The organism is Lacipirellula sp. (assembly GCF_965279485.1).
In the GTDB taxonomy this organism is placed as follows: Bacteria; Planctomycetota; Planctomycetia; order Pirellulales; family Lacipirellulaceae; genus Lacipirellula.
Window position 1 is genome coordinate 3,593,416 of the sequence record NZ_CBDIIC010000002.1, and the last position, 26,130, is coordinate 3,619,545.

The following is a 26,130-nucleotide window of genomic DNA, read 5'->3' on the forward strand; positions in this document are numbered from 1 at the left end:
CAATGAATTGCTGGGCTATTGTCGAATCTCCCTCCGGGAGAAAAAGATGCAACTCGCTCGAACAGCGCTTTTGAGACAAAGCCTAGCGAGCGTGAGGATTGCTACCGCGTCTCTGCAGCGACGAAGACTTCCTCGTGCGGGATGTCGTCGAACGAATCGGCCGGTTGGCTAAAGTTCGTCGCGAGCACATCTTTTGGATTGCCTGCGAGCCATTGCGAGAGGCCGATCGATGCATAGACGCCGCTGTTGAAGCCGATCAGCAAGCGAGCGTCGCCGTCGCCGATATTCTCGATCGAGTGGCCGTAGCCTTGCGGGATGTAGCCGACGTCGCCCGCTTCGAGGATCTCGGTGCGGAAGCGACCGTGCGAGCCGAACAGTGTGACGCTCACTTTGCCTTCGACGACGTATTGCCATTCGTCGGCAGTGGGGTGCCAGTGGAGTTCTCGCAACGCGCCGGGCCGCAGGTCGAGGATGACGCCGGCCATCGTCTTTGAGATGGGGAAGTTCGTCGAATCGACGCGCCACTCTTGCCCGCCGGCGAAGACGCCGTGCGGCGGTTCGGCGAGCATGCGGTACTTGTGCGTGAGCGGCGGTTGTTGCGTGCCATGCAGCGGGGCTTGCGCGACCTCCGGCGGCACGGCGCCGCGGGCGAAGTAGACTTCGCTCGTCGGGTAATCGGCCAACTGCGACTCGTCGACGCCGAGGTTCTTCGCCAAGAGCGCCTTCGGCACGTGGCCAAGCCAGTCGGTGACGCTAAAGGTGCCGAACTCCGAGAAGTAGCCGTTGTCGAAAATCAACACGAAGTGGCACGGCTCGTTGCCGAGGCACTCGAGCATGTGGCCATGGCCGCGGGGGAAGAACCAGACGTCGCCCGGTTCAAAATCGTTCGTTTCAGAATTGCCTTGCGGATCGATCACCGTCGTGCGGACGCGGCCTTCGACGACAAACGCCCATTCGGCGGCGGTCGCGTGCCAGTGCATCTCGCGCATGGCGCCTGGTTCAAGCCGCATCGAGACGCCGGCGATCCCTTTGGAGATCGGCAGTTCTTCGACAGTGACTTCTTTGCCTTCGCTGTTGCCGATGATCTTGCCGACGGAACGTTCGAGGGCGAACTTGAACGTCGGGAGTTCCTTGTCGGCGAGGAGCGGATCGGGAACGTTGTTCATGAAGCTCGTGTCGCCGCCGTTCGCGTCGCGGGGCGGCATCGGCGGCGCCAAGCGGCTGATCATACGGGCGGACGGCGGGACGGCGGTCGGCGTTTCCAGGCTGGGCGACATGCTAAACTCCCTCCAAGTTAGTTGAGTCGGTTGGTTCATCGCGGCTCGAAATGGTGCGGCGGCCGCGTTGACGGGACGGCCCAAGGCAAGCGTCGTGCCGATGCGGTTTTGCTTGATTTTTCGGCGGCTTTGCGTGTGGAGAAATGTTGTGGCGACGAAATAGTTGTCGCTGAGGCAAGTTTTCATCCGCCGCTCGGGTGCCTTGCCAGTGAGAGGCGTTGAACGTGTACCCGCTTCAGCACTGGCAAGATGCCAGTGGCACCCAGATCAAACACTCACTACAACACTCTGGCCCGCTAGTTGCCTTGGCGACGGCGGGGATCTCGTCAGTTCCCCTCGCAAGTCTCGACAACGACTTCAGGAACCTGAACTGTGGCTCAACCTGCAGCGCCTGCGAACGCGGCCATCAATCCGTGGATCATTGCGGCCGCGGTGGTCGTGCCGACGTTCATGGAAGTGCTCGACACGACGATCGCCAACGTGGCGCTACGGTATATCGCCGGCGGCATTTCCGCGGCGGAGATCGACGCCGAGTGGGTGATCACCAGCTACTTGGCCGCGAATGCGTTTGTGCTGACGATCAGCGGCTGGCTTTCAGCGCGACTGGGGCGACGTAATTACTTTTTGCTCTCGATCGCCATCTTCACGATTGCGTCGGGGCTGTGCGGCATCGCGACAAGCCTGTCGCAGATCATTGCTTGTCGCATTTTGCAAGGGCTCGCCGGCGGCGGGCTGCAGCCTTCGAGCCAGGCGATCCTCATCGATACGTTCCCGCCGGAGAAGCAAGGGACCGCGATGTCGGTGTTCGGCGTCGCGGCGCTCATCGGGCCGATCGTGGGTCCGACGCTCGGCGGGTGGTTGGTCGACACCTACAGCTGGCGATGGATTTTTTACGTCAACCTGCCCGTCGGGGCGCTCGCGTTCGCGGCGAGCTACTTTCTGGTGCGTGATCCGGAATACTTGAAAGAGCAGCGGGCGAAGCTGCGGAGCGAGCCGCTCAACCTCGACTACATCGGCATCGGCCTGTTGGCGCTCGCGATCTCTAGCTGGGAGATTCTGCTCAGCAAGGGACAAGAGTGGGATTGGTTCGGCGATCCGTTCGGCCGCATCCAGACGCTGACCTTGGTGCTAACGGTTGGCGCCGCGCTCTTCGTCTATCGGTCGTTGCGGCGGGAGAATCCGCTCATTAATCTGCGCGTGCTCGGCGAACGCAACTTTACGATGTCGGCGATCATCATCTTCAGCGCGTTCTCCGTGCTCTACGCCGCGAGCATCGCGCTGCCGGCGATGTTGCAAACGTTGTTCGGTTACGACGCGTTGCATGCCGGGCTCGTGCTGTCGCCGGGCGGCATCTCGTCGATTTCGATGCTGGTGATTGTGAGCGCCCTCTTGGGACGAGGCTTCGACGCCCGCTGGTTGATCGCCACGGGGCTCGTCGTGTTGGCGATTTCGAATTACTGGATGGCGTACATGAATCTGGAGATCAGCCCGTGGCAGGTGATCGCCCCGCGGATGGTGCTCACCGGCGGGCTGGGGTTGATCTTCGCGCCAATCAACGTCGCCGCGTATCTCTACATCCCGCGCGAGCTGCGTGGCTCGGCGATCGCCCTGTTCAGTTTGCTGCGGAACGAAGGGGGGAGCGTCGGCACCTCGATGAGCCAAACGATTCAAGAACGCCGCGAGCAGTTCCATCTCGCCCGGTTGAACGAATTGCTCGATCCGCTTAACCCCTACGTCAGCGAATATTTCGCTCAGGCCAAGGCATTGTTTTTGAAGCAGTCTGGCGATCCAATCGGGGCGCATCAGATGGCGCTGCAAAGCTTGGACGACCTGCGGCAGCAGCAGGCGTCGTCGCTGGCGTACTTCGACGTGTTCTGGCTGGCGGCGGTGCTGGCGATTTGCCTCGTGCCGTTGGTGTTGCTGATGAAGCGGTCGGTGGCGGAAAAGGGAGCGCATGTGGGGGCCGAGTGACGATAAGTCAGATGCCACGCAAGCAAGGATTCGCGGTTGAGTAAGAATGATGAGCCAAGAGAAAGCTTCGCCGGTAAACGAATCGTGGTCCCGATTTTCAGGGGCAGCGGCGTTTGCGTTCGCCGGCGTCGCCGGGTACGTCGATGCGTATGCGCTGATTCAGTTCCAGGTGTACGCCTCGTTCATGAGCGGCAACACCACTCGCGGCGGCGTCGAGGCGGCGTCGGGACGGTTTGCCGTCGCCGCGCTCAGTCTGCTCGCGATCGTCTGCTTCGTGCTCGGCGCGTTTATCGGCGTGACGCTGCTGCATTCGCTGAACCGTCGCGCGGGTCGCACGGTTGCCTTGATTGCCACGGGTCTCTTGGCGGCGCAAGCAGTGCTCGATGCGGTCAGTCCGCTGGCGTGGCTTTCCGTGGCGCTATTGTGCGTGTCGATGGGCGCCCTCAATGCCACGATCACGCAGATTGGCGGGCAGGCGGTCAACATCGGCTATGTTTCAGGCGGGCTGCACAAGCTGGCCGAGCACTTGGCGCTGGCGTGGTTGCGACTGCCGGTCGACGCTGCGGAAGGGCCGCACGATACGCACTTGCGCCGAGCGGTGCTCATTGGCGGACTGTGGGCCGTATTCTTAGCCGGCGCCTTTTTGGGGACGCTCGCTCAGTATTATTGCCCGCGTTGGGTACTCGCGTTTCCAATCGCGACATTGATCGTCGCGGTCATCTTTCCAGCACGCGGCAGTCACACGGCGTGATGCCGGCGTCGAGCTCGAGGTTGAAACTGGCGCCGCGAGACGTCGTGTCGTCATGTCGCGTCGCGTGAACGTCGGAATGCGATTTTAGGCGACACGAAGGTTTTGTTCTAAGTGGCGACCGCCGCTCGTGTTGCGGCGATGGCCTCCTTAATGTCGCGTCGTGGAGGCGACAGTAAGGGGAGTTTGGAGGCGCGAGGCGCTGGTTCTCAGAGCCGGAACTGGAGGTCGCGCGGATCGACAACGGAGCGTTGGCCGCGGCTGCTGGATCGGCGGGACGTGAGTTTTCAAAGAGCGCGCGAGCGTTCGTCGGAAAAAGAATGCCGCATGTGCGAGCCTAACCGATGGAGCGGCGTTTGGCAGCGGGCGATTTTCGGCCACCTGCAGGCGTCGGTGCTGAAGCTCTCTTTCGCCGGCAGCTTTTTACTACCCGGCTATCCTTGTCGGCGTCGAGCCAAGCTCCACCCGGCGACGAGCGCGCAAAGCAGCCCGATGGAGACTAGCGCCGCTACCGCTCCACGACCGCCCCCAAACGCATGAGGACCTGAAGCAATGCCGTTGGCGGCCATCAGGATGCCGAACGCGAGCAGTAGCCACGAGGCGAGTCGTTCCATGCGAATCAATGTAACCGGCGGGCTTGCCTTGCCAATTAGTTTCCGCCCTCGCCGTCCGCTATACTGCCCGAATGCTCACCTACCTCCGCTACGCTCTGGCGACGATTTGCTTCGCGGTCAGCGTGGCGTTCTTGATGCTGTCTTGGCGGGGTTCGGGCGAGGATGACTTCTACTGGAGTTACCCACTGGCGTCCGAGAAGATTGTTTTGCAGTCTGCCGACGGAATGGCGGCTTTAGGGAAAACCCCGCACTTCTCGCGCCGGTCAGGGATCGAGCTGTATTTTTTCCACGTCCGTGAAGAGGCGAGGCTTGAGAAATTGGGCTATCCCGAAGAGGGTGGCAAGAAGGTTGGATGGTTCGGGGTTGTTGGGCCGTTTTATTACTTCCCACTCTGGTATCCGTCTCTCGTCTTCGCCCTCGCCGGCGTCGGCGCCCTCCGTCTCGGCAGTCGTTTCACGCTCCGCACGGTGATCATTACTACGGCGATTGTGGCGGGGCTGTTGGGGATGGCGGCGGCGTTGTAGAGGCCTTCGCTTTTCCACTCGCTGCGGCGAGAGTTTTTGTGCGTTCCGTGTTCTTCAGCCTTCGTGTTGGGGAGACGCGTTTTCGGCAGTTCGGGACGCTGACGACGGAGTTCGCCGATCAGTTCTGCGAGCTAGAACAAAGTAAAAGACCGGCGTTAAGAAGATGCCGAATAGCGTGACGCCGAGCATGCCGGAGAAGACGGCGATGCCGAGCGCGCGGCGCATTTCAGCGCCGGCCCCGACGGCGATGGCGAGCGGCACGACGCCAAGGATGAAGGCGAGCGAGGTCATGATGATCGGCCGCAGACGCAGGCGACAGGCCTCGATCGTCGCCTCGCGCGGCGCGACCCCCTGAGCCGATTTCTCCTTCGCGAACTCGACGATGAGAATCGCGTTCTTGCTGGCGAGGCCCACGAGCACGACGAGGCCGATCTGCACAAAAATGTTCATATCCATCCCGGCCAGAGCGACGCCGATCACCGAGCATAGCAGGCACATCGGCACGACGAGAATCACCGCGAAGGGGAGCGTGAGGCTTTCGTACTGAGCGGCGAGGACGAGGAAGACGAGCACCACCGCCAGTGCGAAGACGATCATCGCCGTGTTGCCGGCGAGGATTTGCAGTAGCGTGAGCTCGGTCCATTGAAAATCCATTCCTTGCGGCAACTCTTGGTCGCCCAGCTGGTTCATCGTGCTGATGACCGTGCCGGAACTGACGCCGGGGAGCGAACCGCCGTTGATTGCGGCGGCCGTCTTGCCGTTGTAACGGACGACGAGCGCCGGGCCGGCGATCTCGTGAATGCTGGCAACGCTGCCGATCGGCACCATTTCGCCATTCTGGTTGCGGACCTTCAGTTGGCGAACTTGCTCGGGGCTGAGACGGAATTTTGGATCGCCCTGCAGGTTCACTTGCCAGGTGCGGCCGAACTGATTGAAGTCGTTCGTGTAGTAACCGCCGAGGTAGAGCTGCAGCGTGAGGAAGACTTCGTTGAGCTGGACTCCCATCGCTTTGCAGCGAACGCGGTCGACGTCGACGAACATCTGCGGCGTGCGGGCGCGGAAGGCGCTGAACAAGCCAACGAGGCCCGGCTGCTCGTTGCCGGCGGCGGCGAGTCCGTCGGCCGCTTCTTGGAGCGGTTCGAAACCGAGGGCGCTAAGATCGCGAACCATCAACTTAAACCCGCCGGCGCTGCCGAGGCCGTCGACCGGCGGGGCGCCGAAGACGGCGACGTTCGCTTCCTGCACCTCGCGGTAGCAAGCAGCGCGAAGTTTGGCGGCGACGGCGTCGGCGTTGAGCTCAGCGCCATGGCGATGATGGAAGTCGTCGAGGATGACGTAGACGGTGCCGTAGTTCGAGCCGATGGCGTTCTGAACGATCGACTGGCCGGAGATGGCGATGGTGTGGGCGATGCCGGGGATGCCGCCGCTGGCGTGGGCGTGCGGTTCGTCAGAAGATTCGTCACTGACTAGGGTGACGTGACTGGCTGCAGCGACGGCGTCGTGCTCCTCTTCGATTGGCGATGAGGTGACGCCGCGGGCGATCGCCTCGACCTGATTCATGACGGCCATCGTCCGCTCGAGCGAGGCCGAGTCGGGCAGCCGCACGTCGACGAGGAGGTAGCCTTTGTCCTGGTTCGGGATGAACCCGGTCGGCACGCTAGTGAAGCCGACATAGGTGAAGTAAAGCAGCCCGCCGTACACCGCGAGCACGACGACGCTGCCGCGAAGCAGCATGCCGACGACGCGACCGTAAACGTCCGACGCCTTCGTGAAGCCCAAGTTGAAGAGCTTAAAGAACCAGCCGAGGGCAAGATTGAGTAGGCGCGCGAGCGGATCGGGCTTCTCGCCTTTCGATTTGAGCAGCAGTGCACACAGGGCCGGGCTGAGCGTCAGCGAGTTAACTGCAGAGAAAAACGTCGACACCGCGATCGTCAGCGCGAACTGGCGGAAGAACTGTCCGGTGATGCCAGAGATGAACGCGCACGGAATGAACACGCACATCAGCACCAGCGAGATCGCGATGATCGGCCCGGTGACCTCGCCCATCGCCTTCTCGGCGGCCGCCTTGGGCGCGAGGCCGTGAGCAATGTAATGCTCGACCGCCTCGACGACGACAATCGCATCGTCGACGACGATGCCGATCGCCAGCACCAGTCCGAAGAGCGACAGATTATTGATGCTGAAGCCAAGTCCCATCATCACCGCGAACGTACCGATGATCGCCACTGGCACGGCGATCAGCGGAATGAGCGTCGCCCGCCACGACTGGAGGAACGCCAGCACCACCACCGCGACCAGAATGATCGCGTCGCGGAGCGCCTTGAAAACTTCGTGAATCGACTCGTTGATGAACGGCGTCGTATCGTAGACGATCGCGTAATCGACGTCGGGCGGAAAGCTGCGCTTCAGTTCCGCCATTCGGGCGCGAATGGCGTCGGCCGTGTCGAGCGCGTTCGATCCTGGTTGCTGGAAGATCGCGAGGCCGACCGAGGGCTGGCCGTCGAGCCGACAGGACGTATCCTCCACCTTGGCGCCGAGCTGAATGCCGCCGAACGCAACGCCCGCGTCGTCGGTGCGGACGTCGGTCACGAGGTCGCGGAGGCGCGTCGTCTCGCCGCTGCCGCCGGTCTTCACGACGATCTCGCCGAACTCCTCCGGCGTCGTCAGCCGCCCGAGCGTCGAGAGGGTGTATTGAAACGCCTGGCCGGTTGGAATTGGCGGACGCCCCAGCGCCCCCGCGGCAACCTGCACGTTCTGCTCGCGCAGCGCCGTCACAATGTCGCTCGCCGAGAGGTTGCGAGCCGCAACTTTGTCGGGGTCGAGCCATGCCCGCATGCTGTAATCAAGCTGCCCCAGGAACGTGACGTCGCCGACGCCGGTGATCTGCGCGAGCTCGTCGCGCAAATTGATCGTCGCGTAATTGCTGAGGTACAGCTGATCGTAAGTCCCCTCTGGCGAGATGAGATTCACCACGAGCAAAATGCTCGGCGACTTTTTCTTCACGCTCACGCCCGTCTGCTTCACCTCGGCGGGGAGCGTCGGCAGCGCGAGATTGACGCGGTTCTGCACCAGCACTTGCGCCATGTCGAGATTCGTGCCGACGGCAAAAGTTACCGTGAGGTTGTAGCCGCCGTCGTTCGTCGACTGCGAGTTCATGTAGAGCATGTTCTCGACGCCGATCACCTGCTGCTCGATCGGCGCCGCCACCGTTTCGGCGACCACCTGCGAACTGGCGCCGGGGTAGAAGCAACTCACCTGCACCGTTGGCGGCGTGATCTCTGGATACTGCGCCACCGGCAGCCCCGTCACGGCAATGACGCCGGCAAGCGTGATGATCACGGAGATCACCGCGGCGAAGATCGGGCGGTTGATGAAAAATTTCGCCATGAAGTTTTATGCGAGGCGTAATGGAGACGTCTTCGAGAACAAGGAAACGACGAGCGTCCGCTGCGACGGCAACGGGCGAGCAGATCATTCGAATGCGCCTTAGCTCGAAGGCGCGGCTGTCGTTGCTTGCGGCTCCACTTCAGCGTCAACCTTCTGCCCTGGCTTCACGCGCTGCATCCCCTTCACGATCACGCGATCGCCCGCCGACAGGCCGGAAGTGATGACGCGCAACTCGCCTTCGCGCCGGCCAAGCTCCACAACCCGGCGATTGGCGACGTCGTCGTCGCCGACGACGTAGACGAACTTCGTGTTTTGATCAGTCGAGAGCGCCCGTTCAGGAATCAGCAACGCCTCATACGGCTTGCTCACCGGGATTTGAATTCGTACGAACAATCCGCTGGCGAGAGCGTGATCGGCGTTCTCAAACACAGCGCGCAGGCGAGCTGTACCGGTGCTTGCGTTCACTGCGGCGGAGGCGAAGTCGATCAGCCCGCGATGTGGAAAATCCTTTTCGTCGGCTAACTGCACAAAGCACGCCACGCCCTGGTCGCTGAGGTTGCCGGTCGACGACTTCTCCGGCGGACGCTGGCGCATGTAACGCAGCAGCGAACGCTCGTCGACGTCGAAATAGACGTACATCGGCTGCTCGTTGACGATCGTCGTCAGCAACGTGCCGGAGCTTTGCCCGCCGGTGAGCAGATTCCCCTTGCTGACGAGCGCCCGATCGACGCGACCGCTGATCGGCGCCTTGATCTCGGTGTACTTCAAATCGACGGCGGTCCGATTCGCATCGGCCTTGGCCGCCGCGATGGTCGCCTCCGCCTCGTGCACCGCGGCCACGGCTTCCTCATACTCTTCCTGCGAAATCGCGCCGTTGGGCCGCAGCTTTTCTTTCATCGCCAACTTGCTGCGCGAGAGTTCGAGATTGGCGCTGTTGACGGCAATCTTGGCGAGCGACTGCTCGTGAATCGCCTGATACTCGTCCGGCTCGATCGTGAAGAGCGTCTGCCCCTCCTTCACGAAGTCGCCATCTTTGAAGTCGATCGTTTTTAGGAAGCCAAAGATGCGAGAACGAATCTCGACAATCTCCGACGCTTCGGTTCGGCCAGTGTACTCGTCGAAATCGGTGATCTCGCGAGCCGTCACCGCCGCGACTGTCACGCTCGGCGTCGGCGGAGCAACCGGCTCCGGCGCCCCAGCGGCACAGCCAACACAAGCGACGATCAACAAGACTCGCGACAAACCCGCCCCGGGCCGTAGCCAACCGCGGCGCGCAGCGACACTAAGAGAAGTCATCAAAGTTTCTAGATTCGTGACGAGGGGACGGGCACGTAAAGGTTGCGGCGTACGAGACGCCCAACCAACGCGAGCTTGATTGTAGCAGTTGGCGAAAGCAAACGCCCGCACGCATCCTGGCATTCTGCCGACGCGAGGACGCATCGTCGCCGAGCATCCGCTCACTGGCCGAAAATCACGCGCTGTCAGACGCTGCCCCGTTGGCTAGGATCGCAGGTGCAGTATTCCATTCACACGGAACCCGCACCCGCTCCTTAAAAACTCGCGCTCTCGCGGACCCATCGCCCACAACAATCGCTAGGCCGGCGCCCCCGAGAGTCCCTTCATGTCGCCTCGGCGACACGATTATTTCGCCCGACTTGGACGCAACGCTTAAGCCAGCAACCACTTAGGGGAAACGCCTGGTGTCGCCTAAAATCGCATCGCGACTTCCACGCGACGCGACACGACGACTAGTTGGCTAAACCGCAGCCGCCGCACCGCTGTCGCCCAAGCAGTGGATCGACGAATGCTCGTCAGCGCGGTCGATGCGGTACGCATCCGCATACCCTGGGGCATTGCGATGCCAATGGCAAAACACATTGTGGTAACGGCAGGCCCAACCATACTTCGGTAGCACGTCGTGACGCGTCGTCCGGGAAAGCGAATCGAGAATGCTTTCCTTGTGACGGCGAATTACCTCCCACTCGACGCCCCGCGGAGTCGCGGCGACTTGCAGGTAATTGACGAACCACCAGCCATCGACGTCGCGGCAAATGAGCGACTTCAAGGCTGCGGCCGAGCCAGCGCGATCGCTCGCTTGCGAAACGAGCTGTTGTAACGGCTCCGTGAGGACGACGCGAGGAACGATCGAAGCCTTCGACTCGAGCTGATACGATTCGACCAACGCGGAGCCGAAGATGATCTCGTCGGTCAAGCAGAGCGGGCCTTGCGTCAGCGCTCCCCGCACGAAGTAACCGCGCAACGCCATACTCAGCTGATAGCGCTGCGTGCAACGCAGGACAAACTCAATGGCGGAGTCCGTATTGGCGTCGCCGTGGTCGATCGGCAGACCGAGCACGAGATTGTCGCTGAAAAACTTCAGCGACCAAGGTTGCCGAGCGTGGTCGCTCTCGGCGAAATAATCGCGAACGTGCTTCCGCGACTCATCGATTGCGGCCGCAATCTTGTCCAGCACCGCCTGCGAATCTTCGAGAGTCCGGCAAGACGTCGAGACTTGCGAGAATCCTAGAATGTCCAAGAATCCGACGATCGATTGCCGCACCAACGGCGAGCCGTTCTCATCGCGGTAAGCAGTGAATGCGTTCGACATCGATGCATGCCCTTGAAGCGTACAGCCCCTGAGGGGCGAATCGACGGATTAATGCAGGCGCCAGTATATCAATGGCCGAGACGCTGTCAGCGACGCCGCCGTTCGTCGACAGCGCGAGACTGTACGCCTCCGCTAGCCTGGGGCCGCGCCGGTTTGGGCCGCGAGGCGTCACCGCGTCGCTCGGGCTGGCCCGTGCTCTGGCCAAGGAATATAGTGTAGTGTACGAAAGACCAGGTGTTCTGCGCGCCAGCCAATAACCGATGCGGTCGCATCGCGGCCGATTTCACCCAAACGGGGCGTCATGGACGTACGCAACAAACTTGAAATCCTCGCCGACGCCGCGAAGTACGACGCTTCGTGCGCGAGCAGCGGGTCGAAGCAGACGCGAGCCGGCAGTTTGCTCGGCAGCACCGAGGGGATGGGCATTTGCCATAGCTATACTCCCGACGGGCGATGCGTCTCGCTGCTGAAAATTCTGCTCACCAACTACTGCATCTACGACTGCAAATACTGCATCAATCGCGTCTCGAGCGACGTGCCGCGGGCGCGGTTCACGGTCGACGAAGTCGTGCGGCTCACCATCGAGTTTTATCGCCGCAACTACATCGAGGGGCTCTTCCTCAGTTCGGGGATTATTCAGAACCCCGATTACACGATGGAGCAACTGATCGCCGTGGCGAGGACGCTGCGCGAGGTCCATCGGTTCGGCGGCTACATTCATTTGAAGACGATTCCGAAGGCGGCCGAGCGGCTTACGATCGAGGCGGGCCGATGGGCCGATCGGATTAGCATTAACATCGAGTTGCCGACGGCGGCGGACTTGGTGGAGCTCGCGCCGGAGAAACGGCGCGAGGACGTCGACGAGGCGATGGGCGATATTCGCGAGGAGATCGATCAGCGCCGCGACGACCGGAAGGCGGGGCTGAAGCCGCCGACGTTCGCACCGGCGGGGCAAAGCACGCAGATGATCGTCGGCGCCACCGATTCGCCTGACGCGGCGATCCTCGGCACGGCGACCGACCTTTACCAGCGGCATCGGTTGCGCCGCGTTTACTACTCAGCGTTTAGTCCGATTCCGTTCGCCGACGATCGGTTGCCGCCCGCGTCGCCGCCGCTGGTGCGCGAGCATCGGCTCTATCAGGCCGATTGGCTGTTGCGGTTTTACGGGTTCAAGCTGGATGAGATTGTAACGCCGGCGGCGCCGAACTTGGCGCTCGACATCGATCCGAAGTTGGCGTGGGCGTTGGCGCATCGCGATCAGTTTCCGATGGACGTGAACCGGGCGCCGCGGGAGTTGTTGCTGCGGATTCCGGGGATCGGGGTGCGGTCGGTGAACCGGATTGTCGATAGCCGGCGGCATCGGGCAATTCGGTTGGCCGACTTGCGGAAGCTGCGGTTGCCGTGGCGGCGGGTGCAGCACTTCGTGGCGGCGATTGATCATCTGCCGCGGGCGAAGGATCTGGAGAGCGAGTGGCTGCGGGCGCGGCTCGGCGGCAATCCGACTGGATTGCGGCAGCTCGATTTGTTTGATGCGGCGCGGTCCGCCCATTCCGGCGAGGTGTAAGCAGCGTGCGCGTTATTGAGGTGGAACATTTCGAGGCGTGGCGCGCGGCGGCTCGCGAGTTGCTACGCGATGGCGTGCCGGCGGGGGATGTTGATTTCTGTTCGCCCTCAACGCAGAAGTCGTTATTTGGAGATGAGAGCGATGACGGCGGTCGCGCATTGGCGGCGAGAGAAGCTGCCGCTCGTCAACGGCGCGGCGGCGTCACGGTTCCACCAGATTTTCTGAAGCGGGCTCGCATGGTGGCTTGCCATCGGGACGAGCATCGCTGGAATCTGCTGTACCGCGTGCTATGGCGGCTGACGACCGCTGAACCGAATTTGCTGCACGTGGCGTTCGACGATGATGTGCGGCGGTTCGATCTCATGGCGAAGAGCGTGGGCCGCGATGCGCATAAGGCGCAGGCGTTCGTGCGGTTCCGGCGGATTGAAACTGAGGATGGCGAGCAGTTTGTTGCGTGGCATCGGCCCGACCATCGCATCTTGCGGCTCGTGGGGCCGTTTTTTTCGCGGCGGTTCAAGTCGATGCGGTGGACGATTCTCACGCCGGACGAATCGGCGAGCTGGGATGGGGCCGCGCTGACGTACGGTCCGGGGGCGCCGGCGAGTGCGGCGCCATCGGCGGATGATCTCGATGAGATGTGGCGGTCGTATTATCGCTCGATTTTCAATCCGGCGCGGATCAAGCTGGCGATGATGCGCCGCGAGATGCCGGTGCGGTATTGGGCGGCGCTGCCGGAGACGCAAATCATTCCCGAGATTCTCGCCGAAGCCCCGGCGCGCGTGGCGGCGATGCTGAAGTACGGCGCCTCTGGTACGCGGGCTGTTTCGGCGGCGGAGTTCTTGCCGGAGGCGCGCGATCTTGAGTCGCTCGCGCGGGCGGCGGCGGGATGCCGTGGCTGCGAACTGTGCGAGCGGGCGACGCAAACGGTGTTTGGTCGCGGGCCGAGTACGGCGCGGCTGGTGCTGGTCGGCGAGCAGCCGGGCGATCAAGAGGATCGGCATGGCGAGCCATTCATCGGTCCGGCAGGCGAGGTGCTGAACCACGCGCTCGTCACCGCTGGGTTGGCTCGCGACGAGGTGTATCTCACCAATGCAGTAAAACATTTTCATTGGGAGCCGCGCGGCAAGCAGCGACTTCACAAGAAGCCGCCGAGCCGGGCGATTTCGGCGTGCCGGCCGTGGCTGGAAGCCGAGATGACGGCGGTGGCGCCACGCGTGCTCGTTTGCCTGGGCGTGACCGCGGCGCAAGCGGTGCTCGGTCGCGATACGCGGGCGCTGAAAACGCGCGGCGTGCCGTTCGCCAGCGAGTGGTGCGAGCGGACGATCATCACTTGGCACCCCGCCGCATCACTGCGAGCGCGGACTGATGAAGAGCGGCGGCGGATCGCGCGCGAATTGGCGGAACACTTGCGCGTCGCCGCTTGCGCATGAATTAGTGACGCCGATGGACGCCAAGCGGCGAACTACGATGCAGCCTGCTCGTAGCCAAACGCCTCAATATACGGCTGCAGCGTCGACAGACACGGCTCAAGCTGCTTCGCGTAGTTCTTCCAACGGCCGATCGAACTCGTGTACAGCGGCTTCGTCACCGCCTCGTACGTTGGCGAATGGACATGTTTTTCTTGGGCGCGCTGACGGTAGTTGAGCACCGCATCGTCCCAAGGAAGTTCGAGAAATTCCAGCACGCGGCGGGCTTGCGATTCCATATCGGCCACCGTGTCTTCATAGCGGACCTCGATCCACGGGTTGGTCATCATCGTCCGCAGCTTGAGCCACAGCCGCATCGTGGCGGCGTATTCGCGCGCCGTTTCCTCGATGGTGAGATAGTGAATGCTGACGGGGTTCATTGGCAGCTGTTGCAGGAAGCAACTCATCACGACGTCGCGGGGATCGCGGAGCGCGAAGACGATGCGCATGTCGGGGAAGACGCGGCCGATGAGCGGCAGCAGGCCGGTGAGGGCGGGGTTCTTGTCGAGCAACATGCGGTCGCCGATCGATTGCCGCAGCGAACCTTCCATCGCCTGCCAATACGCTAACCGTCGAGCCGAGATTTCTGCGTTTGGCTTGGCGTCGAAGATCGCCGGCGCCGGCGTCGTCATTGGGGAGCCGTCGCAGAGCGGAATGTAGACCGTCTCCGACATCGCTGGCACTTCGTCTGCGCTGATGAGGCCAGGATGCGAATCGAGCACTTGTTCGAGCAGCGTCGTGCCGCTGCGAGGATGCCCGGTGAGCACGGCCAAGCGGCCCGGCAGCGACGCCAGTTGCGGCGTGGCGGAATTCCACCGCTGGAAGAGTTCTGCCGAAACGGTCGCGTAAGTGCGTTGCCCGGCGGCGGAAATGTCCGCGGCGTCGTAGCGTACGTCGCCTGCGGCGCTGCTGAGAATCCGTTTCGCCTCCGCCGCTGCCACGAAGGCGCCGTCGTAGTCCCCTTGGCGATCGTTGATCAACGACAGTTGGTAGTTTGCATCGGCGCGAAGTTCCGGCGTCATGCGATCGTTTGATGCGAGAAGTTCATTCAACCGCTGCTGCGCCGACTCGACATTCCCTTGGCGGCGATCGACCACGGCCAGTAAGTAGCGCAACACATACTGCTGCGGGGCGAGCGCGAGCGAGGCTTCGGCGGCGGCCCGCGCTTCGTCTAAGCGGTGGAGCCGTTCGTACATGTGAGCCAGCTCGTACAGCGTTCGCGCCCGCTCCGGCGAGTCTGGCTCCAGTTCCAATGCACGGTTGAAGCAGCCGATGGCTTGTTCGAAATGCTGAAGTTGCACGTAGGTTCGCCCCAGCATGCACTGTAGGCGGGCATCGTTCGGGTGGAGCCGGCAGGCGCGATCGACGAGCTCTTGCGCCTCGGCATGGCGAAACCTCAGTGCATACGCGCGGGAGACGTCGATGAGCAAGACGGCGTTCGTCGGTTGGCTTTCGAGGGCGCGCTCATACAAGCGAATCGCTTCGTCGTAGCGTCGCGCGTGCCAGGCGGCTTGCGCCTTGTCGATGCGAACGTCGGGCGCGTGGCCAAGTTGAGCGCGACGGAGTTGCTCAAGCTGCTTGCTTTTGTCGGCAGCGCCGTTGCGGGCGTTTCGAGGAGACGCCGGCTTCTTGCCATGCGGCTTTTTCTTGCGCCCGGGGGCCATGTCGCCGTTCCTGAAATCATGCCGGTGGAGAAGGTGCGACCGCAGTCGCAACGATCGTTTGACGATCGTTTTAGTTTAGTCGGTCGATGCGCAGCTCGTAAATAAACAGAGAGCCGCCCGCTCCCCAAGCGGACGGCTCTCGTGTGCGACGAACCTAGCGTGCGACTAGCTGCGCTTACGGCGCGTGCTCAGCAGCGAAATTCCGGCCAAGCCGGCCAGGATCGCGCTCGAAGGCTCGGGAGTCGCCGACAGCGACGCGTCATCCAAGCAGTTGTCCGAGGCAGACCAGAACGCGACGCCGATCGGCTTGCCGATTTCGGCGGCGCCAGGCTGCACCGTCCAGCTGATGCTGATTTGCTGCCATAGCGCGCGACTTTGGGCGGCCGTCGAACCGGGCGTGCGATTGACGAAGTTGTTTTGGTTGAACCGATCGCCTGCTGGCGAGTAGCGGCCATACGTCAACGAGCCCGCTTCCGAGAACGGCTTGCTGCCGTCGTAGAGATAGAGCCAGACGCGCGAATCCCAACCTGGCCCGGTGATGTTGTCGCCGATGATCGCGGAGTTGTGATCGCCTTGCGCGAAGATCGAAAAGGTGTAGGTCTTGCCGGCTTCGAAGACTGCCGACGATTCTTGCGCGCTATATTGGCCGCGGCCATGCATGGCCTGAGTGCCGGTGCGCGGGGCGCCGCGGAGCGTCGATCCTTCGGCGTAAACGGAATCGTAGATCCAGTTGCTGGCGTTGAAGCCGCCGTCGAGTGGCCCCGTGCCATCGGGGTTGCCGACCCAGCCGCTTGTGGGGCGGTAGACGTTGGCATAGGCGTAGCCGCCGCTAGAGAGGGCGTACGCTTCGAAGCTGGGATCGCTCAGTGGCAGGTTGGCGGCCTGGACGAACGATGGCGCCCAGCAGCCGGCGGCCACCAATGTGGCGGCGACGGCGCGTTTCCAATTCATCACTTTCATGAGACAACTCCTGGGTGAAATGTCGGCGTTGGCACGAGTGCCGCCTGCAGCGCGGTGGGCGCCTGAAACGCCGTTGCGTCATTGGCTGACGCGGAGAAGAGGGGATCGATTCGCTCCCGCCTTGCCGATTCCGGAGCCGTGCGGGTAAGGGCTGCGGCAACGAGCAAGTGGTCGCTCAAGTACTTTACTTATTATCTTGCTTCCCTTCCCAGGAGTCTTCCATAGAATTCCACCAAACTTCTGCCGAATTCCTCGGCGGCAGTTTTTGGGGACTAGTTTTTGCCCCCGCGAAGGCCTGTGAAAAATCACAGTTTTTTTGCGGTCAAGAACAGGGACGATTCGGTAAGTCGTAAGTAAAATAGCCAGTAGGCTTGGCGGCCTTTTCAATTGTTCAGCGGCGTTGCGTCCTAAATTTCCGCAATTTTCAGGCATTCGCAACAATTCGGCGGCACTCTCCCGACGCGTGATCTTTTCGAAACGACCGCAAGTTCGCTTTCCTTTTGACTGCTAATCAGCTCCCTCCTCCTGCTCCTCGCAGGCGGCTCACTCCCCGAATCTGTTCTTCGCAAAAAATTTAGGAACCAGTGAAAGTACTTTAACTGGGGTCGCATCTATGAAACTCTCCCAATGGTACAAGGTTCTCGGCGCCTCGTTGGTCGCGTGCGGCATGCTCGCTCCGGAGCACGCACAAGCGATCAACATTCCCCTGGCAGATCCTAGTTTCGAGGCCTACGTCCTCACGACGCCTGGGGCTGGCGGCTACGCCTACTCCAATAAGTACGTCCCCACGAGCGCATGGATTGGTCGCCCGGGGGCGGACAACTATCAGAACGCCGGGCCGAGCGGCAGTAACTGGATCTATAGCGCCAGTTACGCCGAAGCTGGCGCGGTGACGAAACGCCCTGCCCCGCGCACCGGTACGCAAGCCATGCATGGCCGCGGCCATATGACCGGTCAAAAGTTGGCGACGACGTTCGAAGCGGGCGCCACCTACACCTTCTCGGTCTACGCCCAAGGCGACAACGACTCGCAGCTGCTCGGCCCTCCCTATGGCTGGCAGTCGCGCATCTTTCTCAACATTTACGACGCTTCGCTCTACGGGAACGACATCGGCCCGAACGGCGAAGACTATGAAGTCACCGGCGAGAACTCGCTGACGTACAACGAAGACGAATACAACCCGATCTCGCCGAGCTTCACTTACTTCCCGCACGATCGGTTCGCGCCGTCGGAGCCGATTCCGCCGGATGGCGCGCAAACGCACCCGGGCAACTTCGTCAATCGTCCCAACGGCGCGACGGCCGCTCAGAGCCAGGCCGCTTGGCAGAAGATCAGCATTAGCCATCTCGTGCTGCCTGGTTCGCCGGAAGTCGGCAAGCCGATCGGCGTGGCGTTCCAAGCGTTTTTGGATGGGGCTGTCGACGATGCTTCGCTCACGAAAATCGGCCCCGGCGATTTGAACGGCGATTTCACGCTCAACGCGCTCGATTGGAACATTCTGCGCACCAATCAGCTGGCCGATCTGACGTCGATGCCCGTTTCGCAGTCGTACTTTCTGGGCGATCTCAACGGCGACGGGCAGAACAATCACGCCGACTTCCTGATCTTCAAGACGTCGTACGACGCATCGAACGGCGCCGGGGCGTTCGTCGCCATGGTGGCGGCCGTTCCGGAACCTTCGGCGGCGCTGCTTGCCGCACTCGCGGGCGTCGGCCTGCTGGTTCGCAATCGCAAAAAGTAACTCATCGACCAACGCCGCTTCGTCATTTCTGGCTTCACTTCAAAACAGACCTCGTGCTGAGTCGCTTCGATGAAAATAACCAACTGGCGTAGAACTGTGGGCGTTTCGCTGATTGCCGCGGGGCTGTGGGCTCCTTCGCAAGCTCAGGCCGTGGACATTCCGCTCGGCGACCCGAGCTTCGAGGCGTACGTCGTCCCGCAGTCGGGCCCGGCGGCGCACTATGCGTACTCCGATCTCTATCGCCCCACGAGCGCGTGGATCGACAATTTGGATCTGGAAGGACAGGACGACGGCGACGGAAACTGGATCTACGACGCTACGTACGCCGAGGGGGCGACGTTGCGTGGCGCTCCGCGTACCGGCGTTCAGGCGATGCATGGCCGATTCGGCTACAACATGCAGAAGGTCTCGAATGTCTTTGAAGCGGGCAAGACTTACACCTTCTCGATTTATGCTCAGGGCCACTCCCTGACAACCGTAGAATTTGACGAGGCGCGTTCATTCCTCTACTTGTTCAACGGCTCGCAGCCGTTCGCGGAAGAGACATCTCTGACGTTCAAGAAATTTAGCACGAACACGGGCGATTACCCCATTCGTCCCGTCGGCTCTTCGGCTGCGCTGAGTAAAGCGTTGTGGCAGAAAGTCAGCATCAGCCACACCGTTTACTCTGACAGCCCGGAACTCGGACAGCCGATCGGCGTCGGCTTCTACGGCGGCGCCGATGTGACGTTCGACGACGCAGCGCTCTCGGCGGACGTGACGATCCTCACCCTGGAAGTGAATACGACGAGCGGCGCAACGCGGATCGTCAATCAAACGGGTCAGCCGGTTTCGCTCGATTACTACCAGATCACGAGTGCCGCCGATTCGCTGAACAAGGCGGCCTGGAACAGTCTGCAAACTCAAAACCTCGCCGGCTTCCCCGCTGGCAACGGCACCGGCAACGGCTGGGAGAAAGCGGGCGCCGCCGATGACGGGGCGATCGGCGAATCGTTCCTCACGGGCAACAGCCAACTCGCCGCCGCGGGCACGCTCAATCTGGGCGCCGCCTTCTCGGTCGGCGATCCGCAAGATTTGAACTTCCAGTACGCCCAAGCGACGAATAGCCGCACTGCCGACTTCAACGGCAACGGCGTCGTCGACGGCTCCGACTTCCTCGCCTGGCAACGGGGTAACGGAACTGTCGGCGCCGGCGCCACGAAGGCGAGCGGTAACGCCAACACCGATCAGCTCGTCAACGCCGCCGACTTGGCCATTTGGAAAAGCGAGTTCGGCAACTCGGCGATTCCGAAGACGCCCGGTCAACTGGTCCGCGGGAATGTGCGCTACGTCACCTCGTTCGCCGTCGCCGCCGTCCCCGAACCATCGTCGATCGCGCTCGTCGGATTGGGCGTAGCCGGATTCGCGCTGAAACGCCGTCGCTAGCGGCTCGCGTGGAACGAAGAGTGTGCTGAGAACGAACAGAGCTCAGAACAGATTCGCGGATTTAGAGAACAGGCAGAGTTGAGGAACGGAACAATGAGAAGCTGCGCATCTTTTCGCGAGCGCGGTCGACGACGTTCACGCGTCGCTGGCTTCACGCTTGTCGAGTTGCTGGTGGTGATCGCCATTATCGGCGTGCTGGTCGCGCTGCTCCTGCCGGCGGTTCAGGCCGCCCGCGAAGCCGCGCGGCGGTCGACCTGTCAGAACAATCTCAAACAAATTGGCCTTGCGATGCAGATGCATCACGATGCCAAAGGTTACTTCCCGATGGGGGCTGCGAGCGGCGAAGGATCGATGTGGTCGTACCCCCTGCTGCCGTACTTGGAGCAGAATGGCGCCGTTAGCATCTCGAAACTTGGCGAAGGCGCAGGCGGTAACTTCAACTGGGCTAGCTCTGGTCCCTACGACTCTGCCACGATTGGGAATGATCCGACGTCGCGCAACATCCTGCTTTGCGAGATGCCTTTCCAGGTCTTTCGGTGCCCGTCGGCAGGGTTGCCCGAGGCGCAGTCCGACGTCTCCACTTATAACTGGATCGTCATGAAGCGCTCGCCCGCCTCCTACATTGGGAGTGCGACTGGTTTCTTGTTGACTCAAAACACCCCGCGCGGCGTGAATAACGCGTACATGGCCGAACTCGATGGCGTCCTGTTCGCCCTCAGCAAGGTCGCCATCAAAAACGTTCTCGACGGCACGTCGAACACGATGATCGTCGGTGAAGCCGTGCATGACGTCGAAGGCCAGTCGGCCGCCACCAGGAGAGAAGCTGATGTGGGCGGCAAGAAAGATCATTGGGTGATTGGCAGCGACGACATCGACGGCTCCGGCGGCCCCCCCGCGGCTCGCGATCCTTCGGAGTGTCTCGGCTCGACCGCCGTTCCGCCCAACTTCCAGCAAGGGCTCCTCGGCACCGAAGTTTGCACCGGTTCGAATTCGGGCACCGAAGCTTGCCAGAAATTCCAGTTGGCTTTCGGCAGCACCCACCCGGGCATGACGCAAATTGCCCATTGCGACGGTTCGGCCGCGGTGGTGAACGACGACGTCGACCCCATCGTTTGGCGCGACCTGGCGACGCGCGACTCTGAAACGGTGCTTCCCCCCAACCCCACTCAGTAGAAGCTGATGATTCGTTTGTCTTGCACGGCTCAGCGCTCGCCGCAGCCGCACTGGCAGGCCCTGACGCTTGTCGCCGCATTGCTCGCATGTTTAGGGTGCAGCGGCGAGCAAGCACCCGTCTCCAATGCCAACCAGCTGTTCATCGATGCCCAAGCTCAGCTGAAGACGGGCAACCGCGAGGAGGCGCTCAAGCTGTTCACCGCATCGGTCGACGCAGAACCCTCGACGTGGTCGCTGTTCGAACGGGCGAAACTGCACGAACAACTCGGCAACGACCAAGCGGCCCTCGACGATTGCACGGCGGCGCTCGCGATCGAACCAGGCGATCGCGACGTGGAGTGGCTGCAACGCGAACTCAAGAAGCCGAAGGCCCAACGGTTCAAGGGATCCCTCGCGAATCCTCCGAGCCACAACCGCTGAAGTCGCGTCGCGCGTCGAGTGCGTCGTCGCTGCCCTGCTTCGCCGCGCCTTGTTCTACCGCAAGAACAATTGATAGGCCCGGTTGTTCGTCTCATCGACGTAGGGGTAACCGAGCGAGTCGATGAATCCGCGAAAGGCCTCCGCATCGCCGTCTGGCGACTGGATGCCCACGAGGATGCGGCCGTAGTCGGCGCCCTGGTTGCGGTAATGGAATAGCGAGATATTCCAATTCGGGTGCATGCTGGTAAGAAACCGCATGAGCGCACCGGGCCGCTCCGGAAACTGAAAGCGATAGAGCCGTTCGTTCGCGGCCAGTTCGCTACGGCCCCCGACCATATACCTCAGATGTTCCTTCGCGAGGTCGTCGTCGACGAGATCGATCGCGCTGAACCGCTCCGCTTCGAACGCTTGGCGAATCGACTCCGCGTCGGCGCGGCTCGCCGTCGTCACGCCGACGAGCACATGAGCAGCGTGCTGTTCGGAGATGCGATAATTGAATTCGGTGACGTTGCGATCGCCGACCGCTTGGCAAAGGCGTTTGAAGCTGCCGCGCTCTTCGGGAATGCTCACGGCGAAGAGGGCTTCGCGCTCCTCGCCCGTTTCGGCACGCTCGGCGATGAAGCGCAGGCGATCGAAGTTGAGATTCGCCCCGCAGGTGACGGCGACGAGCGTTTTGTCTCGCAGGCCATGCTGGGCGGCGTAGCTTTTCAGTCCCGCAATTCCCATGGCGCCGGCTGGCTCGAGCACGCGACGGGTGTCTTCGAAGGCGTCTTTGATTGCCGCGCAAACGGCGTCGGTGTCGACGACGACGAAGTCATCGACGAGCTCGCGCGTGAGGCGGAAAGTTTCTTCGCCGACGAGCTTTACCGCCGTGCCGTCGCTGAACAGGCCGACGTCGGCTAGCTCCACCCGCTTGCCCGCTCGCACCGAGCGAAGCATGGCGTCGGAGTCGCTCATTTGCACGCCGATGATTTTGATCTCCGGTCGCACCGCTTTGATGTAGGCGGCGACGCCGGAGATGAGTCCGCCGCCGCCGATGGCGACGAACACGGCGTGGATTTCGCCTTGCCGCTGCCGCAAGATTTCCATGCCGATCGTCCCCTGCCCCGCGATGACGTCGGGGTCGTCGAAGGGGTGAACGAACACGTAGCCGTGCGCATCGCCGAGTTCGCGAGCCTTCGCATAGGCGTCGCTGTAGCTGTCGCCATGGAGAACGACTTTGCCGCCGAGCGCGGCGACGGCGTCGCGCTTTAACTTCGGCGTCGTCACCGGCATCACGATCGTCGCTTCGCACCCGAGCGTCGCGGCGCTGAGCGCGACCCCTTGGGCATGGTTGCCGGCCGACGCGCAGATGACGCCGCGGGCCAACTCCTCCGCCGACAGCCGGGCCATTTTGTTGTAGGCGCCGCGGAGCTTGAAGCTGTAGATCGGCTGCGTCTCTTCGCGTTTCAGCCAGACGCGATTGACGATCCGCTCGGAGAGTTTGCGGGCGAGTTGGAGCGGAGTCTCTTTGGCCACGTCGTAGACGCGGGCGTTGAGGATGCGTTTCAGATAGTCCATCGAGCGGGGCGTGATTGCGGTGTGGCTGCGGCTGGAGAGATTAGTTTAACATGATCGTCGCCGGCCGGTGGCGAATCTGTCGACACCGCGCGTCGCGCTGTGCGACGCCTGGGCTGTCGGTGGCGAGTCGACTATTCTCAAGGTGTTCAGGCTTTACCTTCGCCCACGGTGTTGCGTGCTTGTTTCGCATGCCGTTTTCGCAACAGCTCCCATGTCCTACTCCGCCCTCCCGATCCTACTGCGAGCTAGCGTTGCCGCCCATCGTGGGCGCATTATTGCGGCGAGTCTCGCGATCGGCCTCGCCGGTAGTGTGCTGCTAGCGGCGCTGGTGGGACGCGAAGCGATGCGTCAGCAGGCGCCGCGAGCCGCCGAGTCGCTGCTTAGCGACATCGAGTTGCACCTCGCCGCGACCGACACGATCTCGCCGTTCATCGACGAGTCGTTCGTCGCCGAGCTGCGCGACGATCCGCGTGTCGCGGGCATTGAAACCGCCGTCTCGGTGCGGGCCGTCGACATGCCCGGGACCGAGACGGGCGAACTCGACGTGCCGACGTTCTACAGTCTCGACGACGGCGGCATGGGGGGCTGGATTCCTGGTCGACGCGACAGCTATCTCGCTTGGGACGACGACGGGCCGCGCGGCAAACTGCTCGAAGGCCGCTGGCCCGACCCCGATGCGGTCGACGTGATCGAGGTCGTCTCCCCCGCGATCTGGCGGCAGAAGATTGGCGCCTGGCGCCGGCTCGAGAGCGATACCGGCGTTCACGTCGCGCGCATCGTCGGCACATGCGAAGGCGACATGGGACATGTCGCGACGCCTCAAGGATTACGGTTCATGGCGCGGCAAATCAGTAAAGCCGCCGCCGAACGTCTCGCCGGTCACCCGCTCGCGCCTTCCGATGTCCGAGTGACGCTCCGCAAAGCCGACGATCGTCAGGCGTTCATCGACGATTGGTCGGAGCGCGTCGCGGCGCTTCCAGGTCACGTTGAAATTTGGGACGTCGAAACAATCCGCCAGGCGGGGCTCGACAATCCCACGATCGAGTCCGCCCGTTTGGCCGTCATGAGCGCTGTGATGCTTGCGGCTGCGTGCGTCGTGTGCATCGCACTCGGCGTTCAAGGGAACGGCGTTCGCGAACGGGCCTCGCAACTGACGCTGCTCCGTTCAATCGGGGCCAGCCGTGGCACGTTGCTCGCCGCGGTGCTTGCCGAGGGAGCGCTGTTAGCCGCCGCCGGCTTGGCGGCCGCCGTCGTGCTGTCGTGGGCGATGATGACCGGCGTTGGCATGTTGCTGCCATTCTTGAAGCCGCCTGCCGGGCCCGATGCGATGAGCGTCGCGATCACCGGCGTCGTGATTTTGTTTGGCGTGCTGGCTGGCAGCGCGCTCCCCGCGTTCGTTGCCGCGCGGACGCGGCCCGAAGAGATGGCGGCCTTCAGCGGCGATGCCGAGCGGGCGGCCAAGTTCGCTTCTCGAACTGCAGCGTTGGGCGTGATCATCGCCGTCGCTGCCGTCGGCGTCGTCCTACTCATCCCCGCGAGTTCGCTCGTGCGGGCGCAGTTCGCCGCGTGGGTCGGCGTCCCGATGGTCGCCCTCGCCGCGATCTGCCTGACGCCGCTCGCCGTTCGTCTCGTCGAACGCCTGTTCGTGCGGCCGGTTGCGTGGCTCACATGGACCAACCCGCTCGTGCTTGCCGATCAACTCGCCGCCGACGGCGCCCGCAGCGCCGGCTCGGTCGTCGCGATGGCGGTTGGCCTCGGCGGCTTCTTCTGGATCCTCTGCTGGGGCGCCTCGATGATCGGTGCGTTCGTCATCGATCGCGAGATTCCGCGGTGGCTCGCGTCGATCCATCCGTACGGACTCACCGAGGTTGAGACTCAGCAAGCTCTTGCCGCGCCGCTATTGAAGGATTTTCAGCCGCTAACGCTCGTCGACACGCGACTCGCCGGTAACGACCAGGCGCCGACGCTGGTGATGGGCGTCGATGCGTCGCTCGCATTTGGCACGGCGCCGACCGCCCTCCCCTTCGAGTTCATCGCCGGCGATCGGACGGAAGCGATCGAAGAGGTCGCCAAGGGCGAGGCGTGCCTCATCAGCGATTGGTACGCCGCGAGCGCCGGCATCAAACCGGGCGACGAAGTAGCCGTCGCCGTCCCCGGCGGCGATGGCCGTGCGGAGCGCAAATACAAGGTCGCTGCCGTCGTCGAACTCCGGGGTTGGCGGATGGCGACGAAGCTCAACAAGGTTCGCCTTCGCGGCGAGAAGCATCGCGTGATGGTCGTCCTCTCCGCCGACACGGTGCGGCATGATTTTCCTGTCGCTTACGCCAACTTCTTGCTCGGCGGATCGCTGGTGAACGGCGCCGGCCAGCCGAACCTCTTCCGCGGCGATCTGCCGCGGGATGAAGCCTACGATGCGTCGAACCGTGAGCGCGAGGCGCTCGAAGCGGCCCTCGCCGCTGCGGTCGATTTGCAGCGGCCAATCGAATTTCAACCCGACGGCGGCCCGGCGGTGGTCGCCAACCAGCGGATCGCGCAGGTCGACGATCTCGATCGCACCCGCTTCGAACTCGTCGGCGATTGGGGGGGCGGCGCCGTCAAGCGGATGGCTGTGGCCCCGCTGCTCGCGCTCGCCCTCAGTCTCTCTACGGTGAGCGGCACGCTCGTCGTTTCGCTGCGAGCGCGCTCGCGCGAACTCGGCGTGCTGCGCAGCTGTGGCCTCACGCGGATGGGGCTCGCACGGCTCGCCCTCGCCGAGAGCCTGCTGCTAGGGCTGGCGGCGATCCCCGTTGCGGCGTTCGTTGGCACCGGCGGCGCGTGGCTGATGCTCGAGGTCGCTAACGTTGTCGGCTATCGGCTCGATTTCTCCGGCATCAACGCGGAACTGACGATTCCTTGGGCATGGCTCTGGCCCGGCGCCCTGCTCACGCTCATCATCTGCGGCCTTGCGGCGCTGCTTGCCGCGTGGCGCGTGAGCCGTACGCCGCCTGCCACGCTCATGTCGGGCGCCGCTAACCTCCGCTGAACATTC

At 62.8% G+C, this 26,130-nt stretch carries 18 protein-coding genes; 10 read left to right on the forward strand and 8 right to left on the reverse strand.

The features are described from left to right. Nucleotides 1–101 precede the first annotated feature (101 nt). Nucleotides 102–1,463, reverse strand: a complete 1,362-nt coding sequence (locus tag ACQY7R_RS22025; RefSeq protein WP_428307702.1) for a cupin domain-containing protein — start codon at nucleotides 1,461–1,463, stop codon at nucleotides 102–104. Nucleotides 1,464–1,649: 186 nt separating this feature from the next. On the opposite strand from ACQY7R_RS22025, the gene ACQY7R_RS22030 reads away from it, so the two are divergent. Further along, the gene (locus ACQY7R_RS22030) at nucleotides 1,650–3,248 is read left to right on the forward strand and encodes a DHA2 family efflux MFS transporter permease subunit (protein ID WP_428307703.1); all 1,599 of its coding nucleotides are present in this window, start codon (nucleotides 1,650–1,652) and stop codon (nucleotides 3,246–3,248) included. A 49-nt stretch (nucleotides 3,249–3,297) separates the two neighbouring features. Beyond that, on the forward strand, nucleotides 3,298–3,999 hold the full coding sequence (locus tag ACQY7R_RS22035) for a YoaK family protein (protein WP_428307704.1): 702 nt from the start codon (nucleotides 3,298–3,300) through the stop codon (nucleotides 3,997–3,999). A gap of 431 nt (nucleotides 4,000–4,430) precedes the next feature. Here the strand turns inward: ACQY7R_RS22035 and ACQY7R_RS22040 are convergent, their stop codons facing one another. Continuing rightward, nucleotides 4,431–4,610, reverse strand: coding sequence for a hypothetical protein (locus ACQY7R_RS22040; RefSeq protein ID WP_428307705.1), 180 nt, complete (start codon nucleotides 4,608–4,610; stop codon nucleotides 4,431–4,433). A gap of 71 nt (nucleotides 4,611–4,681) precedes the next feature. Here ACQY7R_RS22040 and ACQY7R_RS22045 point away from each other — a divergent pair, with 71 nt between their 5' ends. After that, complete coding sequence (locus ACQY7R_RS22045; protein WP_428307706.1) at nucleotides 4,682–5,134, forward strand: hypothetical protein; 453 nt, start codon at nucleotides 4,682–4,684, stop codon at nucleotides 5,132–5,134. Nucleotides 5,135–5,188: 54 nt separating this feature from the next. Here ACQY7R_RS22045 and ACQY7R_RS22050 read toward each other — a convergent pair whose 3' ends face one another. From ACQY7R_RS22050 to ACQY7R_RS22060, 3 genes are all read right to left on the reverse strand, one after another. Further along, the gene (locus ACQY7R_RS22050) at nucleotides 5,189–8,521 is read right to left on the reverse strand and encodes an efflux RND transporter permease subunit (protein ID WP_428307707.1); all 3,333 of its coding nucleotides are present in this window, start codon (nucleotides 8,519–8,521) and stop codon (nucleotides 5,189–5,191) included. 99 nt (nucleotides 8,522–8,620) lie between these two features. Continuing rightward, a complete protein-coding gene (locus ACQY7R_RS22055; RefSeq protein WP_428307708.1) occupies nucleotides 8,621–9,817 on the reverse strand; it encodes an efflux RND transporter periplasmic adaptor subunit in 1,197 nt (398 codons plus the stop codon). A 460-nt stretch (nucleotides 9,818–10,277) separates the two neighbouring features. Further along, a complete protein-coding gene (locus ACQY7R_RS22060; protein WP_428307709.1) occupies nucleotides 10,278–11,129 on the reverse strand; it encodes a hypothetical protein in 852 nt (283 codons plus the stop codon). Between the two features lie 301 nt (nucleotides 11,130–11,430). On the opposite strand from ACQY7R_RS22060, the gene ACQY7R_RS22065 reads away from it, so the two are divergent. Beyond that, nucleotides 11,431–12,693, forward strand: coding sequence for a putative DNA modification/repair radical SAM protein (locus tag ACQY7R_RS22065; protein WP_428307710.1), 1,263 nt, complete (start codon nucleotides 11,431–11,433; stop codon nucleotides 12,691–12,693). Between the two features lie 5 nt (nucleotides 12,694–12,698). After that, on the forward strand, nucleotides 12,699–14,123 hold the full coding sequence (locus ACQY7R_RS22070; RefSeq protein WP_428307711.1) for a UdgX family uracil-DNA binding protein: 1,425 nt from the start codon (nucleotides 12,699–12,701) through the stop codon (nucleotides 14,121–14,123). A gap of 32 nt (nucleotides 14,124–14,155) precedes the next feature. On the opposite strand, the gene ACQY7R_RS22075 is transcribed toward ACQY7R_RS22070, so the two are convergent. Further along, entirely contained in the window at nucleotides 14,156–15,823 is a 1,668-nt protein-coding gene (locus tag ACQY7R_RS22075; RefSeq protein ID WP_428307712.1) for a sulfotransferase, read from the reverse strand. A gap of 165 nt (nucleotides 15,824–15,988) precedes the next feature. Beyond that, nucleotides 15,989–16,783 (reverse strand): PEP-CTERM sorting domain-containing protein, encoded by a 795-nt coding sequence (locus tag ACQY7R_RS22080; protein ID WP_428307713.1) that lies wholly within the window; start codon nucleotides 16,781–16,783, stop codon nucleotides 15,989–15,991. A gap of 613 nt (nucleotides 16,784–17,396) precedes the next feature. Here ACQY7R_RS22080 and ACQY7R_RS22085 point away from each other — a divergent pair. The 4 genes from ACQY7R_RS22085 to ACQY7R_RS22100 all read left to right on the forward strand — a co-directional run bounded on the left by ACQY7R_RS22085 (nucleotide 17,397) and on the right by ACQY7R_RS22100 (nucleotide 21,542). Then, nucleotides 17,397–18,524: a dockerin type I domain-containing protein gene (locus ACQY7R_RS22085; protein WP_428307714.1), complete on the forward strand. Its 1,128-nt coding sequence runs from the start codon at nucleotides 17,397–17,399 to the stop codon at nucleotides 18,522–18,524. Nucleotides 18,525–18,593: 69 nt separating this feature from the next. After that, nucleotides 18,594–19,949 (forward strand): PEP-CTERM sorting domain-containing protein, encoded by a 1,356-nt coding sequence (locus ACQY7R_RS22090; protein ID WP_428307715.1) that lies wholly within the window; start codon nucleotides 18,594–18,596, stop codon nucleotides 19,947–19,949. A 93-nt stretch (nucleotides 19,950–20,042) separates the two neighbouring features. Continuing rightward, complete coding sequence (locus tag ACQY7R_RS22095) at nucleotides 20,043–21,122, forward strand: DUF1559 domain-containing protein (protein ID WP_428307716.1); 1,080 nt, start codon at nucleotides 20,043–20,045, stop codon at nucleotides 21,120–21,122. 6 nt (nucleotides 21,123–21,128) lie between these two features. Further along, nucleotides 21,129–21,542 (forward strand): hypothetical protein, encoded by a 414-nt coding sequence (locus ACQY7R_RS22100; RefSeq protein ID WP_428307717.1) that lies wholly within the window; start codon nucleotides 21,129–21,131, stop codon nucleotides 21,540–21,542. Between the two features lie 54 nt (nucleotides 21,543–21,596). Here the strand turns inward: ACQY7R_RS22100 and ilvA are convergent, their stop codons facing one another. Beyond that, nucleotides 21,597–23,102, reverse strand: a complete 1,506-nt coding sequence (ilvA, locus tag ACQY7R_RS22105) for a threonine ammonia-lyase, biosynthetic (RefSeq protein ID WP_428307718.1) — start codon at nucleotides 23,100–23,102, stop codon at nucleotides 21,597–21,599. 211 nt (nucleotides 23,103–23,313) lie between these two features. Between ilvA and ACQY7R_RS22110 the strand changes: the two genes are divergently transcribed. Further along, nucleotides 23,314–26,124: an FtsX-like permease family protein gene (locus ACQY7R_RS22110; RefSeq protein WP_428307719.1), complete on the forward strand. Its 2,811-nt coding sequence runs from the start codon at nucleotides 23,314–23,316 to the stop codon at nucleotides 26,122–26,124. Nucleotides 26,125–26,130: the final 6 nt, after the last annotated feature.